Here is a 14012-nt window from a genome sequence, read left to right as displayed (position 1 = left end):
GGCCCTCCCGGCCGTCGGCGCGGGCACCGGACACCGGGCGCCGGACGCGAGGCACCGGACGCCGGACGGTCAGTCCGGCTTGTGCTCGGCGATCGCGGCGAACTGCTCGACGGTCAGTGCCTCGCCGCGGGCCTGCGGGGAGACCCCGGCCGCGACCAGCGCGGCCTCGGCAGCGGCCGCCGAGCCGGCCCAGCCGGCCAGTGCGGCGCGCAGGGTCTTGCGGCGCTGGGCGAAGGCGGCGTCGACGACGGCGAAGACCTCCTTGCGGGTGGCCGTGGTGGCCGGCGGGTCGCGGCGCACCAGGGAGACCAGGCCGGAGTCGACGTTGGGCGCGGGCCAGAAGACGTTGCGCCCGATGGCCCCGGCCCGCTTGACTGCGGCGTACCAGTTGGCCTTGACCGAGGGGACGCCGTAGACCTTGCTGCCGGGGGCGGCGGCGAGCCGGTCGGCGACCTCGGACTGGACCATGACCAGGGTCCGCTCGATGCTCGGGAAGGTCTCGAGCATGTGCAGGAGCACGGGGACGGCGACGTTGTAGGGCAGGTTGGCCACCAGGGCGGTGGGCGGCGGGCCGGGGAGTTCGGTGACCGCCATGGCGTCGGAGTGGACGAGGGAGAAGCGGTCGGCGCGCCCGGGCAGCCGGGCGGCGACCGTGGCCGGCAGTGCGGCGGCGAGCACCGGGTCGATCTCGACCGCGACCACGCTCTTCGCGGTCTCCAGCAGGGCCAGGGTCAGCGAGCCGAGACCGGGGCCGACCTCGACCGCCGTGTCGTCCGGGCCGACCCCGGCGGTGCGCACGATGCGGCGGACGGTGTTGGCGTCAATGACGAAGTTCTGGCCGAGGGTCTTGGTGGGACGCACGCCGAGCGCCGCCGCCAGCTCCCGGACGTCGGCGGGGCCGAGGAGGGAGTCCCGGGCGGCGGGTGCGCCGGCGTCCGGGGCCCCGGCGGGGCCGGAGGACGCGGAGGTGGTCTCGGTGGACTCGGAGGAGGGACCTGTGGTGCTCACACCGAAAGCCTACGGGCGCCGGAAGCCTCCGGACGCACGGCACGGGACCGTCCGCGGCGTGCCCGCCGCCCGCCCCGCACGTACGCCCGCGGGCCGGACGGCGGAGCAGCCGGACCGCGGTGGCGAACCGCAGCACGAATGGGACGGAACGGACAGGTTTTCTGCGCTTTGCCGCCCCGGTTCCGGCGGTGCGACGACGGGACCGGGGCGACGGACCGGGGCGGCCGGCCCCGGCCGCCGCCCCGGCGGCCGTCAGTAGTCGAAGGCGCGGGCGGTGTTGGCGGCGACGGCGGCCGCCAGTTCGTCCTCGTCCATGCCCTTGACCTGCGCCATCGCCCGCAGGGTGTAGGGGACGAGGTAGGGCGCGTTGGGGCGGCCCCGGTAGGGGGCGGGGGTGAGGAACGGGGCGTCGGTCTCCACCAGGATCAGTTCGGGCGGGGCGACGGCGAGGGCGTCGCGCAGCGGCTGCGCGTTCTTGAAGGTGACGTTGCCGGCGAAGGACATGTAGTAGCCCTTGTCGGCGCAGGTCTTCGCCATCGCGGCGTCGCCGGAGTAGCAGTGGAAGACGACCCGGGCGGGGGCGCCCTCCTCGTCCAGGACCCGCAGGACGTCCTCGTGGGCGTCGCGGTCGTGGATCACCAGCGCCTTCCCGCGCTCCTTGGCGATGCCGATGTGGCGGCGGAAGGAGTACTGCTGCTCCTCCACGCCCTCGGGGCCGGTGCGGAAGTAGTCCAGGCCGGTCTCGCCGACGGCGCGGACCTGCGGGAGGGCCGCGAGGGCGTCGATCTGCTCCAGTGCTTCGTCGAGGGCCGCGCGGCCGCCGGGCGCGCGGCGCTGCCCGGACCAGCCGTCCGGGTCGCCGTGGACGAGGCGCGGGGCCTCGTTGGGGTGCAGGGCGACGGCCGCCCACACGGCGTCGTGCGCGGCGGCGGTCTCGGCCGCCCAGCGGGAGCCGGGCACGTCGCAGCCGACCTGGACCACGGTGGTGACGCCGACCGAGGCGGCCTTGGCGAGGGCCTCCTCGACGGAGCCCTCCTGCATGTCGAGATGGGTGTGCGAGTCCGCCACCGCCACGCCCAGCGGCCGGGGCGGCGGAGGCGGACCCGACGCGTCCTTCTTGCTGCTCACGCGGACTTGGGCTCCTCCAGCCGGGGGAAGAGGATCTCGCCCTTGGTGACGGTGACGCCGGCCGGCAGGGTGCCCCAGCGCGCGACGGTGCCGATGCGCTGGTCGGCGAGGCCGCCCAGGTGCTCCTCGGCGCCGAGCGAGGCCCACAGCTTCTCGGCGGTGGACGGCATCACCGGGTTGAGCAGCACCGCGCAGGCGCGCAGCGACTCGGCGGCGGTGTAGAGGATTGTCGCCAGCCGGGCCTGCGCCTCGGGGGAGTCGTCCTTGGCGACCTTCCAGGGGGCCTGCTCGGTCAGGTAGCCGTTGACCTTCTTGATGAAGTCGAAGACGGCCGCGATGCCGCCGGCGAAGTCCAGGTGCTCGCCGATCCGCTCGTCCGCCGCGGCCGCGGCCTCGGCGAGGGCGTCGGCGAGGGCCTGCTCGGCGTCGCCGTGCGCGGTGGCCTCCGGCAGGGTGCCGCCGAAGTACTTGCCGACCATGGCGGCGACCCGGGAGGCGAGGTTGCCGAAGTCGTTGGCCAGCTCGCTGGTGTAGCGGGCGGTGAAGTCCTCCCAGGAGAACGAGCCGTCCTGGCCGAACTGGATGCCGCGCAGGAAGTACCAGCGGTAGGCGTCGACGCCGAAGTGCGAGGTGAGGTCCTGCGGCTTGATGCCGGTCAGGTTGGACTTGCTCATCTTCTCGCCGCCGACCATCAGCCAGCCGTGGGCGAAGACCTTGCCCGGCAGCGGCAGCCCCTGGGCCATGAGCATGGCGGGCCAGATGACGGCGTGGAAGCGCAGGATGTCCTTGCCGACCAGGTGGACGTCGGCCGGGAAGGTGGCGTCGAACCTCGCCTGGTCCGTGCCGTAGCCGACGGCGCTGGCGTAGTTGAGCAGCGCGTCGACCCACACGTAGATGACGTGCTTGTCGTCCCACGGGACCGGCACGCCCCAGTCGAAGGCGGAGCGGGAGATCGACAGGTCCTGCAGGCCCTGCTCGACGAACCGCACGACCTCGTTGCGCGCCGACTCCGGCTGGACGAAGTCGGGGTTGGCCGCGTAGAACTCCAGCAGCTTCGGGCCGTACTCGGAGAGCTTGAAGAAGTAGTTCTCCTCCTGGAGCATCTCCACTGGCTTCTTGTGCACCGGGCACAGCTTCTGGCCCGCGAGGTCGCCCTCGCCGTCCAGCAGGTCCCCGGGCGCCTTGAACTCCTCGCAGCCGACGCAGTACGGGCCCTCGTAGCCGCCCTTGTAGATCTCGCCCTTGTCGTACAGGTCCTGCACGAACTCCTGGACGCGGGCGGTGTGCCGCTCCTGCGTGGTGCGGATGAAGTCGTCGTTCGCGATCTCCAGGTGCTCCCAGAGGGGCTTCCACGCCTCCTCGACGAGCTTGTCGCACCACTCCTGCGGGGTCACCCCGTTCGCGTCCGCGGTGCGCATGACTTTCTGACCGTGCTCGTCCGTGCCGGTGAGGTACCACACCTTCTCGCCGCGCTGACGGTGCCAGCGGGTGAGCACGTCGCCTGCGACGGTCGTGTAGGCGTGGCCCAGGTGGGGAGCGTCGTTGACGTAGTAGATGGGGGTCGTGACGTAGAACGCCTTCGTCCCCTGCTGCTCGGTTCCAGTGGCCGCCATGGTCGAAATCCTATCGGCCGCGCGGGGATGCCCTCCGCACCGTTTCGCCACGCGGACGCGCGTCCGCGTGGCGAAACGGTGCGGAGGGCGGACACCCCTCCCGGCGGCCCGGCGGTGACCCGGCGGCCCGGCGGTGACTCAGCGGCGGAAGAGGTGGGGGAGGTGGAAGTGCGGGAAGTGCCGGCGGTGCTCCCCGTGCCCCTCCTCCTCCCGGCCCCCGCTCTCCGGAGCGCCGGCCGCGTGGGCGCCGGTCTCCTGCGCGGCCTCCCGGGCGGCGGAGGCCCGCACGCCGGGGGGCGGGGCGCCGGTTCCGCCCGGCCCGCGCACCACCCGGTCGCTCGCGGCGCCGTCGCTGCGCGGGCGTCCCCGGGCCGGCTCGGGCCCCGGCCAGTCCGGGGGGACCTTGGCGACGGAGCCGGCCTGCAGGATGCGCACCTTCTGGCTGCCGCAGTTGACGCACATCGGCCGGGTGAGCGGTGAGGGGACCGGCACTCCGTCGGTGTAGTAGACGTACACGGTGCGCCCGCCGGCACCGGGGTGGTGCTTGATGTCGTACTCCTGCTCCCAGCCGTAGCCGCACCTCATGCAGGCGAACGAGTAGGACTCGTGCACGCTCTCGTCCGAGGACACCGGGATGTCGGTCATATCAGCTCCCCTCAGCCACTCCGGCCGCTCGGCCGCACGGTCGGTCCGACCGCCGGGCCGCTCGGCCATTCGACCACCGGATGCGGAATCCGGTCCGATTAATACGCTGAAAGGGTGATGCCTCGCGGCCGGGCAAGGATGCCGGGATTTCCATGTTCTAGGAGGTTCTTGGGGCCCCGTTGGCCCTTCCGGGAGGGAACGGACCGGGGCGTTTTGCCTTCCCAGGGTAGACCTTTACCCGCGAACGGGCCGCCCCGGCCGAGCCGCCCCCGCCGGGCGACACGCCGTGCCCGCGGCCGCCCCCGCAGACCTCCGCACCGTGCCCGCAGCCGCGCCCGTCATCCGCCCGCCGCGGCGTTCTTCGCCGCGACGACGGCGTCGAAGACCTCCCGCTTGGGCAGCCCGGCCTCCGCCGCCACCGCCGCGATCGCCTCCTTGCGCCGCTCCCCGGCCTCCTCGCGCAGCGCGACCCTGCGGGCCAGCTCCCCGGGGCCCAGGTCCTGCGGCCCGGGCGGCTCGGCGCCCTCCACCACCACGGTGATCTCGCCGCGCACGCCCTCGGCCGCCCAGGCGGCCAGTTCGCCCAGCGTCCCGCGGCGGACCTCCTCGTAGGTCTTGGTCAGCTCCCGGCACACCGCCGCCCGCCGCCCGTCGCCGAACGCCGCGGCCATCGCGGCGAGGGTGTCGTCCAGCCGGTGCGGCGCCTCGAAGTAGACGAGGGTGCGCCGCTCGTCCGCGACCTCCTTCAGCCGGGACATCCGCTCGCCCGCCTTGCGGGGCAGGAACCCCTCGAAGCAGAAGCGGTCCACGGGCAGCCCGGACAGGGCGAGCGCGGTGAGCACCGCGGACGGCCCCGGCACGGCGGTGACGCGCACGTCCTTCTCCACGGCCGCGGCGACCAGCCGGTATCCGGGGTCGGAGACCGAGGGCATCCCGGCGTCGGTGACCAGCAGCACACGTGCGCCGCCGGTCAGCGCGTCGACCAGCTCGGGGGTGCGGGCCGCCTCGTTGCCCTCGAAGTAGGAGACGATCCGCCCGGTGGGGACGACCCCGAGCGCGGCCGTCAGGCGGCGCAGCCGCCGGGTGTCCTCCGCGGCCACGACGTCGGCCGACGCCAGCTCCTGCGCCAGCCGCGGCGGGGCGTCCGCGACGTCGCCGATGGGGGTCCCTGCGAGTACCAGCACACCGTTCACCCGGCCATCCTCGCAGTCCGGGGGCGCCCGGGGCGAAACGCGGCCGGGACCCGCCCCGGGCCCGCACCCCACGACTCCTCCGCGCCGTTTCCCTACGATGGCCCGGTGACCAGTGAGACCGCGACAGGGGACCGGCAGGACCAGGCCGCCGACGGGGGCCGGCCCGGCGCACCGGGCGAGAGCCCCGGCGCCGCCGCGTGGCGGCGCGGCCTGCTGCGCTTCGGGTACCGGGCCCCGGCCCGCACGCCGCTGCACGAACGGCTGGTGCCGCCGTTCCCGGACCCGGCCGACGGGGTGCGGACACTGAAGGCCGTCGGGGCGTCGCTGCCCTCCCACGGGCTGCGGTCCCTGGCGGCGGGGGCGGTCCGGGCCCTGGCCGCCGTGCCGGCCCGCTGGTGGGGGTGGATCGGCCCGGTGCTCGTGGCGCTCGTCGCCGGGGTGCTCCGGTTCCGGCACCTGGGCAGTCCCCGGGCGGTGATATTCGACGAGACGTACTACGCCAAGGACGCCTGGTCGCTGTGGCGCCTCGGCTACGAGGGCACCTGGCCGGACGACGCCAACGCGAAGATCCTCGCCGACCCCCAGGTGATCCCGCTGTCCCCCGACCCCTCGTACATCGTGCATCCGCCGGTGGGCAAGTGGGTGATCGGCCTGGGCGAGCAGCTGTTCGGCCTGGAGCCTCTGGGGTGGCGGTTCATGACCGCGCTGCTGGGCACCCTGTCGGTCCTGATGCTCTGCCGGATCGGGCGGCGGCTGTTCCGCTCGACCGCCCTGGGGTGCGTGGCCGGGGCGCTGCTGGCGGTCGACGGCCTGCACTTCGTCATGAGCCGCACCGCGCTGCTCGACCTGATCGTGATGTTCTGGATCGTGGCGGCCTTCGGCTGCCTGCTGGTCGACCGGGACCGCGCCCGGGCCCGGCTGGCCGCGGCCCTGCCCGGCGGGCGGCCCGACGACGCGGTCGCCTCCCGCCTGTCCCTGGGCGCCCGCCCGTGGCGGCTCGCCGCCGGGCTGTTCCTGGGCCTGGCCTGCGCCACCAAGTGGAACGGCGCCTACGTGCTGGCCGCGTTCGGCGTCATGACGGTCCTGTGGGACATGGGGTCGCGCCGCCTGGCCGGGTCCCGCTCCCCCTTCGCCTCGATGCTGCTGCGCGACGCGGGCCCGGCGTTCGCCTCCACGGTGCCGGTGGCGGCCGGGGTCTACGTCGCCTCCTGGGCCGGCTGGTTCGCCACCGACGACGGCTACCACCGCGACTGGGGCGGGGCCGGCCCGTGGAACGCGCTGCGCAGCCTGTGGGACTACCACGCGCAGATGCTGAAGTTCCACACCAGCCTCTCCACCCCGCACAACTACGAGTCGAACCCGTGGAGCTGGCTGGTGCTGGGCCGGCCGGTGTCGTACTTCTACGAGTCCCCCCGGCGCGGCGAGGACGGCTGCGAGGCCTCCGAGTGCGCCCGCGAGGTCCTGGGGATGGGCACGCCGCTGCTGTGGTGGACGGCGTGTTTCGCCCTGCTGTACATGCTGTACCGGTGGTTCTTCCGGCGGGACTGGCGGTCCGGGGCGATCCTGTGCGGGACCGCCGCGGGCCTGGTGCCGTGGTTCTTCTTCCAGGAGCGGACGATCTTCCTGTTCTACGCGGTCGTCTTCGTCCCCTTCCTGTGCCTGGCCGTGGCGATGATGCTGGGCGCGCTCCTCGGCCCGGCGGGCGCGTCCGAGCGGCGGCGGCTGTGGGGCGCGGCGGCGGCGGGCGCGCTGGGGCTGCTGATCGCCTGGAACTTCGCCTACTTCTTCCCGATCTACACCGGCGAGACGATCCCCATGGCGGAGTGGCGGGCCCGCATGTGGTTCGACACCTGGATCTGACACCCGGCCCGGACCGGAGGGCGGGCCCACCGGGGGCCGTACCCGCCGGGGGCCGTACCCGCCGGGGGCCGGGGCGTTCCGGGGGCCGGGGCGTTCCGGAAAGAAGCCCCCTCGTTCGGACACCTGTCCTAGAGTCGCCGACGGGGGGGTGGTGGCCGTGGGCCGAGGGGCCGGGATCGCCGTGGTGTCGGTGGTGTTCGCCGCGATGGTGGGCGCCGCCGGGTACGGGGTGTACGAGTTCGCGGGCGCGGGCGGCCCGGACGCCGGGCCGGCGCCGGCCCGCACCGGTCCGCCGGACGCGCAGGAGGTCCGGGACGCGGCGCGCGGCTTCCTGAAGGCGTGGGCCGGGGAGGACGCGGCGGGCGCCGCGGCGCTGACCGACGCGCCGTCCCGCGCGCAGCAGGCGGTGGCCGAGTACTGGGACGTCCTGGACGCCGGCTCGATGAGGACGACCGTCCGCCGCCCGTCCGGCACCCGGGTGCCCTTCACCGTGAAGGTGTCGCTGCCGGCCGGGGACGGGAAGGCCGAGTGGTCGTACGAGTCCTCGCTGACCGTGGTGCGCGACGGGGCCGACGGCCGGGCCGTGGTCTCCTGGGCCCCCGCAGTGCTGCACCCGTCCCTGGAGAGCGGGCAGCACCTGGCCGCCGGCCCCTCGGACGCCCCGCCGGGAGTGGTGCACGACCGCGACGGGCGGGCCCTGGACCTCCAGGAGCTCCCGTCGCTGTCCGGGATCCTCCCGCGGCTGCGGGCGCAGGCCGGCGACGGGCCGGAGGGCACGCCGGGGACCGAGGTCCGCGTGGTCCGGGACGGCTCCGGCGAGACGGTCCGCACCCTGCACACCCTCGCGAAGGGGAAGCCCGGGAAGCCGCTGAGGACGACGATCGACGCGGACCTGCAGCGGGCGGCGGAGGAGGCCGTGGCCTCGCGGCGGGAGACCTCCTCCCTGGTGGCGGTCGACTCCGCCACCGGGGGCGTCCTGGCCGTCGCCAACAATCCGGCGGGCGGGTTCAACGGCGCGTTCTCCGGGAGCTGGGCGCCCGGCTCGACCTTCAAGGTGGTCACCGCGGCCGCCCTGCTGGAGCGGGGCGCCTCCTCCGGCACGTCGCTCCCCTGCCCGGCGCAGCTGTACGTGAACGGCAAGGAGTTCCACAACTCCGAGGGCGGCAGTGCCGCGCGGGCCACCCTCGCCCAGGACTTCGCCGCCTCGTGCAACACCGCCTTCATCTCGCTGCGCGACCGCCTGCCCGACGACGCCCTGACCTCCACCGCACGCGACGTCTTCGGCCTGGGCCTGGAGTGGCACACGGGCGTGGAGTCCCGGGACGCCTCGGTGCCGCCGCCGGGCGGCGACCCGGTGGAGAAGGCCGCGACGATGATCGGCCAGGGCAGGGTGCAGGCCAATCCGCTGGCCATGGCGTCGGTCGCGGCGACGGTGCGCAGCGGCCGGTTCCGCCAGCCCGTGCTGGTGCCCGGCCAGGAGCAGGTCGCGGCGGCGCGCACCCTCTCCCCCGGCGTGCTCGACCAGCTGCGCTCCATGATGCGGCTCACCGCGACCAGCGGAACGGCCGCGTCGGCCCTGGCCGGCCTCGGCGGGGACGTGGGGGCGAAGACGGGATCGGCCGAGGTGGACGGGCAGGACACCGCCAACGGGTGGCTGATCGCCTACCGGGGGGACGTGGCGGTGGCGGCCGTCGTGGAGCGGGGCGGCCACGGCGTGGACTCGGCCGGCCCGCTGGTCAGAGCCGTCCTCGCCGCAGGCTGACCCGCCGCGGCGGGGCACGGCGGGGCGCGGCGGGGCGCGGCGGGGCGCGGCGGTTCAACCGGACCGGGGCGGCAAACCGCAGAACGAAAGAGGCGAAACGGACAGGTTTTCTGCGTTTTGCCACCCCGGTTTCCCCAGGACGGCAGCGGGGCGGGTCAGGTGGGTGAGCCGGCTGCGGCTCCGGTGGCCAGGTCGGGACCCCAGGTGTCGAGGGCGGCCTGGAGGTCGAGGGGGAGGACGGCGGCGCCGCCGTCCTCCTTCGGCCAGTCCTCGCGCGGGACCCGCCACATGACCTCGAACTCGATGCCGTCGGGGTCCTTGCCGTACAGGGACTTGGAGACGAGGTGGTCGCTGGCGCCGGCCAGCGCGCCGGCCTTCTGCAGCCGCCCGGCGATCTCGTGGAGTTCGCGGAGCGTGCCGACCTCCCAGGCCAGGTGGTAGAGGCCGACACCGCCGCGCGGCTGTGCGGGGGCTCCCTCGCCGACCGTGAACAGCCCCAGGTCGTGGTCGTTGAGGGTGTCCGCGGCGCTGAGGAAGACGGCGCGCCCGGGGATCTCCATGTCGACCTTGAAGTCGAAGACCTCGCCGTAGAAGGCGGCGGAGCGGGACGCGTCGCGGACGTAGAGCACTGCGTGGTTGAGGCGGCGTACGGGCACGGTGCCCTCCGGATGATTGGTCGAATTTGAACCTCTTACCAGAAAGATACATCCGGGGCGGGGGTTGGGCAATCCGGCCCGGGGCGGACGCGGCCTCCGGGACGGATCGCGGGGTGCGGGGGGCTGCGAGCGGGACGGTTGTCAGTCCTGCATGGCGCGGTTCAGGCCGAGGTTGCTCGCGGTGAGGCCTCCGTCGACGGGGAGGACGACCCCGGTGATCCAGGAGGCGTCGGAGGAGGCGAGGAAGGCGACGGCGGCGGCGATGTCCTGCGGGCGGCCCACCCTGCCCAGCGGGTAGTGGCCGGCCGCGCGTTCCAGCACCTGCGGCCTCCCCTCCCACACCGGGGTGGCGACCGTCCCGGGGGCCACCAGGTTGACCCGCACGCCGCGTTCGGCGTGCTCGACCGCCATGGTGCGGGTCAGGCTCGCCAGCCCCGCCTTGGCCGCGCTGTAGGCGTGCCCGCCCAGGCCGAGCATGCCGTTGACCGAGCCGATGCTCACCACAGCGCCGCGCCCGGAGGCGGCCAGGTGCGGCAGGGCGGCCCGCGTGCAGCGGTGGGCGCCGGTCAGCGTGGCCCCGACGATCTCCTCCCACTCCCGCTCGACCTGCTCCTCGGGCGTGCCGTACACGGGGTCGGGGTGGTTGGCGTAGGCGTTGTTGACCAGGACGTCGAGGCCGCCGAAACGCTCCACCGCCTCCTCCACCGCCCCGGCGACGGACGCGCGGTCGGTGACGTCGCACTGCCGCGCGTGCGCACGTCCGCCGGCCGCGGCGACCGCGGCGGCGGTCCGGCGCGCGCGCTCCGGGTCGAGGTCGGTGACCAGCACCCGGGCCCCCTCGGCGGCCAGGCGGTGCGCCGTCGCCTCGCCGATGCCCCGGCCCGCGCCGGTGACCAGTACTCCGTGTCCGTCGAACCGCGCCACTGTCCGTCTCCGTCCGGTCGGTGAGTCCTCCACCGGTTGTTCCCCGCCCCGTCGCGGATCAGACGGAGCGGACCGGCCCGGACGGAGTGGACCGGCCCTCCGGGGTCAGTGTTCCCGGAGGGACTTGCGGACGGCCCGCACCAGCGCCTGGGCGCGCGGGTCGGCGGTCACGGTGGGCTGCAGTCCGTTGGTGACGTAGCCGAAGCCGATGCCGAGGTCCGGGTCGGCGAAGCCGAGGGAGCCGCCGCGGCCCGGGTGGCCGAAGGCCGCCGGGGAGGACATCGGCGACGCCGGGCCGTGCAGCATGCAGCCCAGGCCGAAGCGGGTGCCGACCACCAGCACGCGGTCCGGGCCGGCCGACTCCTCGGTCCGCATCGCGGTGAGCGTGGCCGGGGCGAACAGCCGCCGGGCGCCGCCGGACGCGGCCGACCCCTCCCCCTCGCCCTCGACGTCCCCCAGGAGGGCGGCGTAGAAGCGGGCCAGCGCGCGGGCGGTGGCGATGCCGTTGGAGGAGGGGAGTTCGGCCGCCCGGTAGGCGGGGTCGTTCTCGTCGGGGGACGGGGTGATCGCGGCGAACGCGCGGCGGGTGAGCGAATCCGGGTCGGACCACGCCTCGGTGACGGACCTCTTGGGCCGCATCCGCAGGGCGGGGTCGAAGCCCCGGCCCGTGCCGGTCCGCGGTGCGGGGGGAGCGGTCTCGGCGACCCGGCCGGCCCGGTGCCGCATCTCCTCGGGCAGGCCGACCCACAGGTCCAGGCCCAGCGGGCCCGCGATCTCCTCGGCCAGCCAGCGCCCCAGGGTGCGCCCGGTGACGCGCAGCACCAGTTCGCCGACCAGCCAGCCGAAGGTGTGCGCGTGGTAGCCGTGCGCGGTGCCGGGTTCCCACTGCGGGCGCTGCGCGGCGACCGCCGCGGGTCCGCTGACGCCGTCGACGGCCTGCGCGGGGGTGAGCGGGGTGTCCAGGGCCGGCAGGCCGGCCCGGTGGGACAGCAGGTGGCGCACCGGGAGGCGGTCCTTGCCGGCCGCCTTGAACTCGGGCCAGTAGGTGCCCACCGGGGCGTCCAGGTCCAGCAGGCCCCGCTGGGACAGCAGGAGCAGGCAGGCGGCCGCGGGGCCCTTGGTGGCGGAGCGCACGATCTGCGCCGTTCCCGCCCGCCAGGGCTCGGCGCCGGCCGCCCCGCCTGCGTCAACGCCGGTTCCGGCGTCGGTTCCGGCGTCGGTTCCGGCTGCGGCGTCGGTGCCTGCGTCGGCTGCGGCGTCGGCGGTGCCGCCCCACAGGTCCACGACCTTGCGCCCGTCGCGGTAGAGGGCGAACGCCGCACCGCGCTCGCCGCGCTCCGCGAAGTTGGCGGCGAACGCCTCACGGACGGCCTCGTAGCCGTCGTCCACGGCTCCGTGGATCCGGACCTGCTCCACTGTTCCTGCTCTCCTGGTCGGCTGTCCGCACGGCGACGGCCGCCCGGGGGCGGCCGTCGCTCACCCCTCCATGGTGCACGCGTGCGTCGGCGGGCACGCACCGGGTCTCTTCACCACATCCTGCCTCTTCCCTGAGAGACGTTGAACGTGGGACAGTTCTGTTGCCTGCCTCACAGGGCGGTACGGACCGGGGCGCTTCCACCGTGGGGGGCGGAAGCGCCCCGTGCTTCGTGCTGTCCGCGTCCCCCGCCCCGGCGGGAGCGCCGTCACGCCGGGACGGTGACCGTCCTCGGGTCGAAGCCGAAGGGCAGCTCCAGCCGGTGCCGGCGCATCAGCTCCTCGTCGCACAGCAGGTCCCGGGTGGGCCCGTCGGCGGCGATCACCCCGCCCGAGAGCACCACCGAGCGCGGGCACAGCTCCAGCGCGTACGGCAGGTCGTGCGTGACCATGAGCACCGTCACGTCCAGGGACCGCAGGATGTCGGCGAGCTCCCGGCGGGACGCCGGGTCGAGGTTGGACGAGGGCTCGTCCAGGACGAGGATCTGCGGCTCCATGGCGAGCACCGTCGCCACCGCCACCCGCCGCCGCTGCCCGAAGGACAGGTGGTGCGGCGGCCGGTCGGCGAACTCCTCCATGCCGACCTGCTCCAGCGCCCGCCGGACCCGGGCCTCCAGCTCCGGTCCGCGCAGCCCGGAGGCGGCCGGGCCGAAGGCCACGTCCTCCCGGACGGTGGGCATGAAGAGCTGGTCGTCCGGATCCTGGAAGACGATCCCGACCCGCCGGCGGATCTCCGCGAGGTTCTTCTTCTCCACCGGCAGCCCGCCGACCCGCACCCCGCCCAGGCCACCGGTGAGGATGCCGTTGAGGTGGAGGACCAGGGTGGTCTTGCCCGCCCCGTTCGGACCCAGCAGGGCGACCCGCTCGCCCGCGCCGACGGTCAGGTCGACGCCGAAGAGGGCCTGGTGCCCGTCGGGGTAGGCGTACGCGAGCCCGGTGACCTCCAGCGAGGGGACGGGGGAAGCGGAGGGGGAGGAGGAAGCGTTCACGGGACCAACCATCCCATCAGGCACACGCCGAGCGCGGCGGCCGGCAGCGCACAGGCCCGCGCCCACTGGGCGCGGCTCGCGACGGCCGCGTCGATCACCGGCATCGTCCCCGCGTAGCCGCGGCTGACCATGGCCAGGTGGACCCGCTCTCCCCGCTCGTAGGAGCGGATGAACAGGGCTCCCGCGGACTTGGCGAGCACGCTCCACTGCCGGATCCCGCGGGTCTCGAAGCCCCGGGACTCGCGGGCGATCCGCATCCGCCGCATCTCCCCGGAGACCACGTCCATGTAGCGGATCATGAACGAGGCGATCTGCACCAGGGTCGGGGGCATCCGCAGCCGCTGCAGGCCCAGCAGCAGCTCGCGCAGTTCGGTGGTGGACGCCAGCAGGACGGACGCGGCGACGCCCAGGGTGCCCTTGACCAGGATGTTCCACGCCCCCCACAGGCCGGAGACGCTCAGCGACAGCCCCAGCACCTCGATCTGCTCGCCCCGGGCGACGAACGGCAGCAGCACCGCGAAGCCCACGAAGGGCACCTCGATCAGCAGCCGCTTCAGCAGGAAGCCCGCCGGGACGCGGGCCAGCACCGCCACCGTGCCCAGGAGCACCGCGTGGCCCGCGAACGCCGCGAACGCCTCGCGCGGCGTGGAGACGACGACCAGCACGAAGAGGAACGTCGCGGCGATCTTGCAGTGCGGCGGCAGCCGGTGCACCGGCGAGGAGCCCTCGCGGTAGAGCCTGTGCGCGTGCCCGGCTCCCAC

Annotated in this window: 12 protein-coding genes; 2 read left to right on the top strand and 10 right to left on the bottom strand. The window is 74.8% G+C overall.

From position 1 onward, the window contains the following. Positions 1-69: 69 nt before the first annotated feature. The 5 genes from rsmA to rsmI all read right to left on the bottom strand — a co-directional run bounded on the left by rsmA (position 70) and on the right by rsmI (position 5587). Positions 70-879, bottom strand: coding sequence for a 16S rRNA (adenine(1518)-N(6)/adenine(1519)-N(6))-dimethyltransferase RsmA (gene rsmA, locus GQS52_RS16355; RefSeq protein WP_182316504.1), 810 nt, complete (start codon positions 877-879; stop codon positions 70-72). 381 nt (positions 880-1260) lie between these two features. After that, the gene (locus GQS52_RS16350; protein WP_182314131.1) at positions 1261-2136 is read right to left on the bottom strand and encodes a TatD family hydrolase; all 876 of its coding nucleotides are present in this window, start codon (positions 2134-2136) and stop codon (positions 1261-1263) included. Further along, complete coding sequence (gene metG / locus GQS52_RS16345) at positions 2133-3749, bottom strand: methionine--tRNA ligase (protein WP_182314130.1); 1617 nt, start codon at positions 3747-3749, stop codon at positions 2133-2135. Before metG ends, GQS52_RS16350 begins: the two co-directional genes overlap by 4 nt. A 138-nt stretch (positions 3750-3887) precedes the next feature. Next, positions 3888-4394, bottom strand: coding sequence for a hypothetical protein (locus tag GQS52_RS16340; RefSeq protein ID WP_182314129.1), 507 nt, complete (start codon positions 4392-4394; stop codon positions 3888-3890). 338 nt (positions 4395-4732) lie between these two features. Next, a complete protein-coding gene (rsmI, locus tag GQS52_RS16335) occupies positions 4733-5587 on the bottom strand; it encodes a 16S rRNA (cytidine(1402)-2'-O)-methyltransferase (protein WP_182314128.1) in 855 nt (284 codons plus the stop codon). A 210-nt stretch (positions 5588-5797) separates the two neighbouring features. On the opposite strand from rsmI, the gene GQS52_RS16330 reads away from it, so the two are divergent. Together GQS52_RS16330 and GQS52_RS16325 are read left to right on the top strand one after the other, a co-directional pair. Next, positions 5798-7447, top strand: coding sequence for a phospholipid carrier-dependent glycosyltransferase (locus GQS52_RS16330; protein WP_259371132.1), 1650 nt, complete (start codon positions 5798-5800; stop codon positions 7445-7447). 157 nt (positions 7448-7604) lie between these two features. After that, positions 7605-9209, top strand: coding sequence for a penicillin-binding transpeptidase domain-containing protein (locus GQS52_RS16325; protein WP_182314126.1), 1605 nt, complete (start codon positions 7605-7607; stop codon positions 9207-9209). Between the two features lie 155 nt (positions 9210-9364). On the opposite strand, the gene GQS52_RS16320 is transcribed toward GQS52_RS16325, so the two are convergent. The 5 genes from GQS52_RS16320 to cbiQ form a co-directional block, all read right to left on the bottom strand. Beyond that, complete coding sequence (locus GQS52_RS16320; protein WP_182314125.1) at positions 9365-9865, bottom strand: VOC family protein; 501 nt, start codon at positions 9863-9865, stop codon at positions 9365-9367. A gap of 141 nt (positions 9866-10006) precedes the next feature. Then, a complete protein-coding gene (locus tag GQS52_RS16315; RefSeq protein ID WP_182314124.1) occupies positions 10007-10789 on the bottom strand; it encodes an SDR family oxidoreductase in 783 nt (260 codons plus the stop codon). 105 nt (positions 10790-10894) lie between these two features. Then, on the bottom strand, positions 10895-12205 hold the full coding sequence (locus tag GQS52_RS16310) for a serine hydrolase domain-containing protein (protein ID WP_182314123.1): 1311 nt from the start codon (positions 12203-12205) through the stop codon (positions 10895-10897). Positions 12206-12471: 266 nt separating this feature from the next. After that, positions 12472-13263 (bottom strand): ABC transporter ATP-binding protein, encoded by a 792-nt coding sequence (locus tag GQS52_RS16305; RefSeq protein ID WP_182314122.1) that lies wholly within the window; start codon positions 13261-13263, stop codon positions 12472-12474. Further along, on the bottom strand, positions 13248-14012 hold the full coding sequence (gene cbiQ, locus GQS52_RS16300) for a cobalt ECF transporter T component CbiQ (RefSeq protein ID WP_182314121.1): 765 nt from the start codon (positions 14010-14012) through the stop codon (positions 13248-13250). The genes GQS52_RS16305 and cbiQ overlap by 16 nt, the downstream gene beginning before the upstream one ends.

Origin of the sequence: Streptomyces sp. SCUT-3 (assembly GCF_014083985.1) — a bacterium.
Taxonomy (GTDB): Bacteria; Actinomycetota; Actinomycetes; order Streptomycetales; family Streptomycetaceae; genus Streptomyces_H; species Streptomyces_H thermolineatus.
This window is presented reverse-complemented; position numbering and strand designations above follow the sequence as displayed.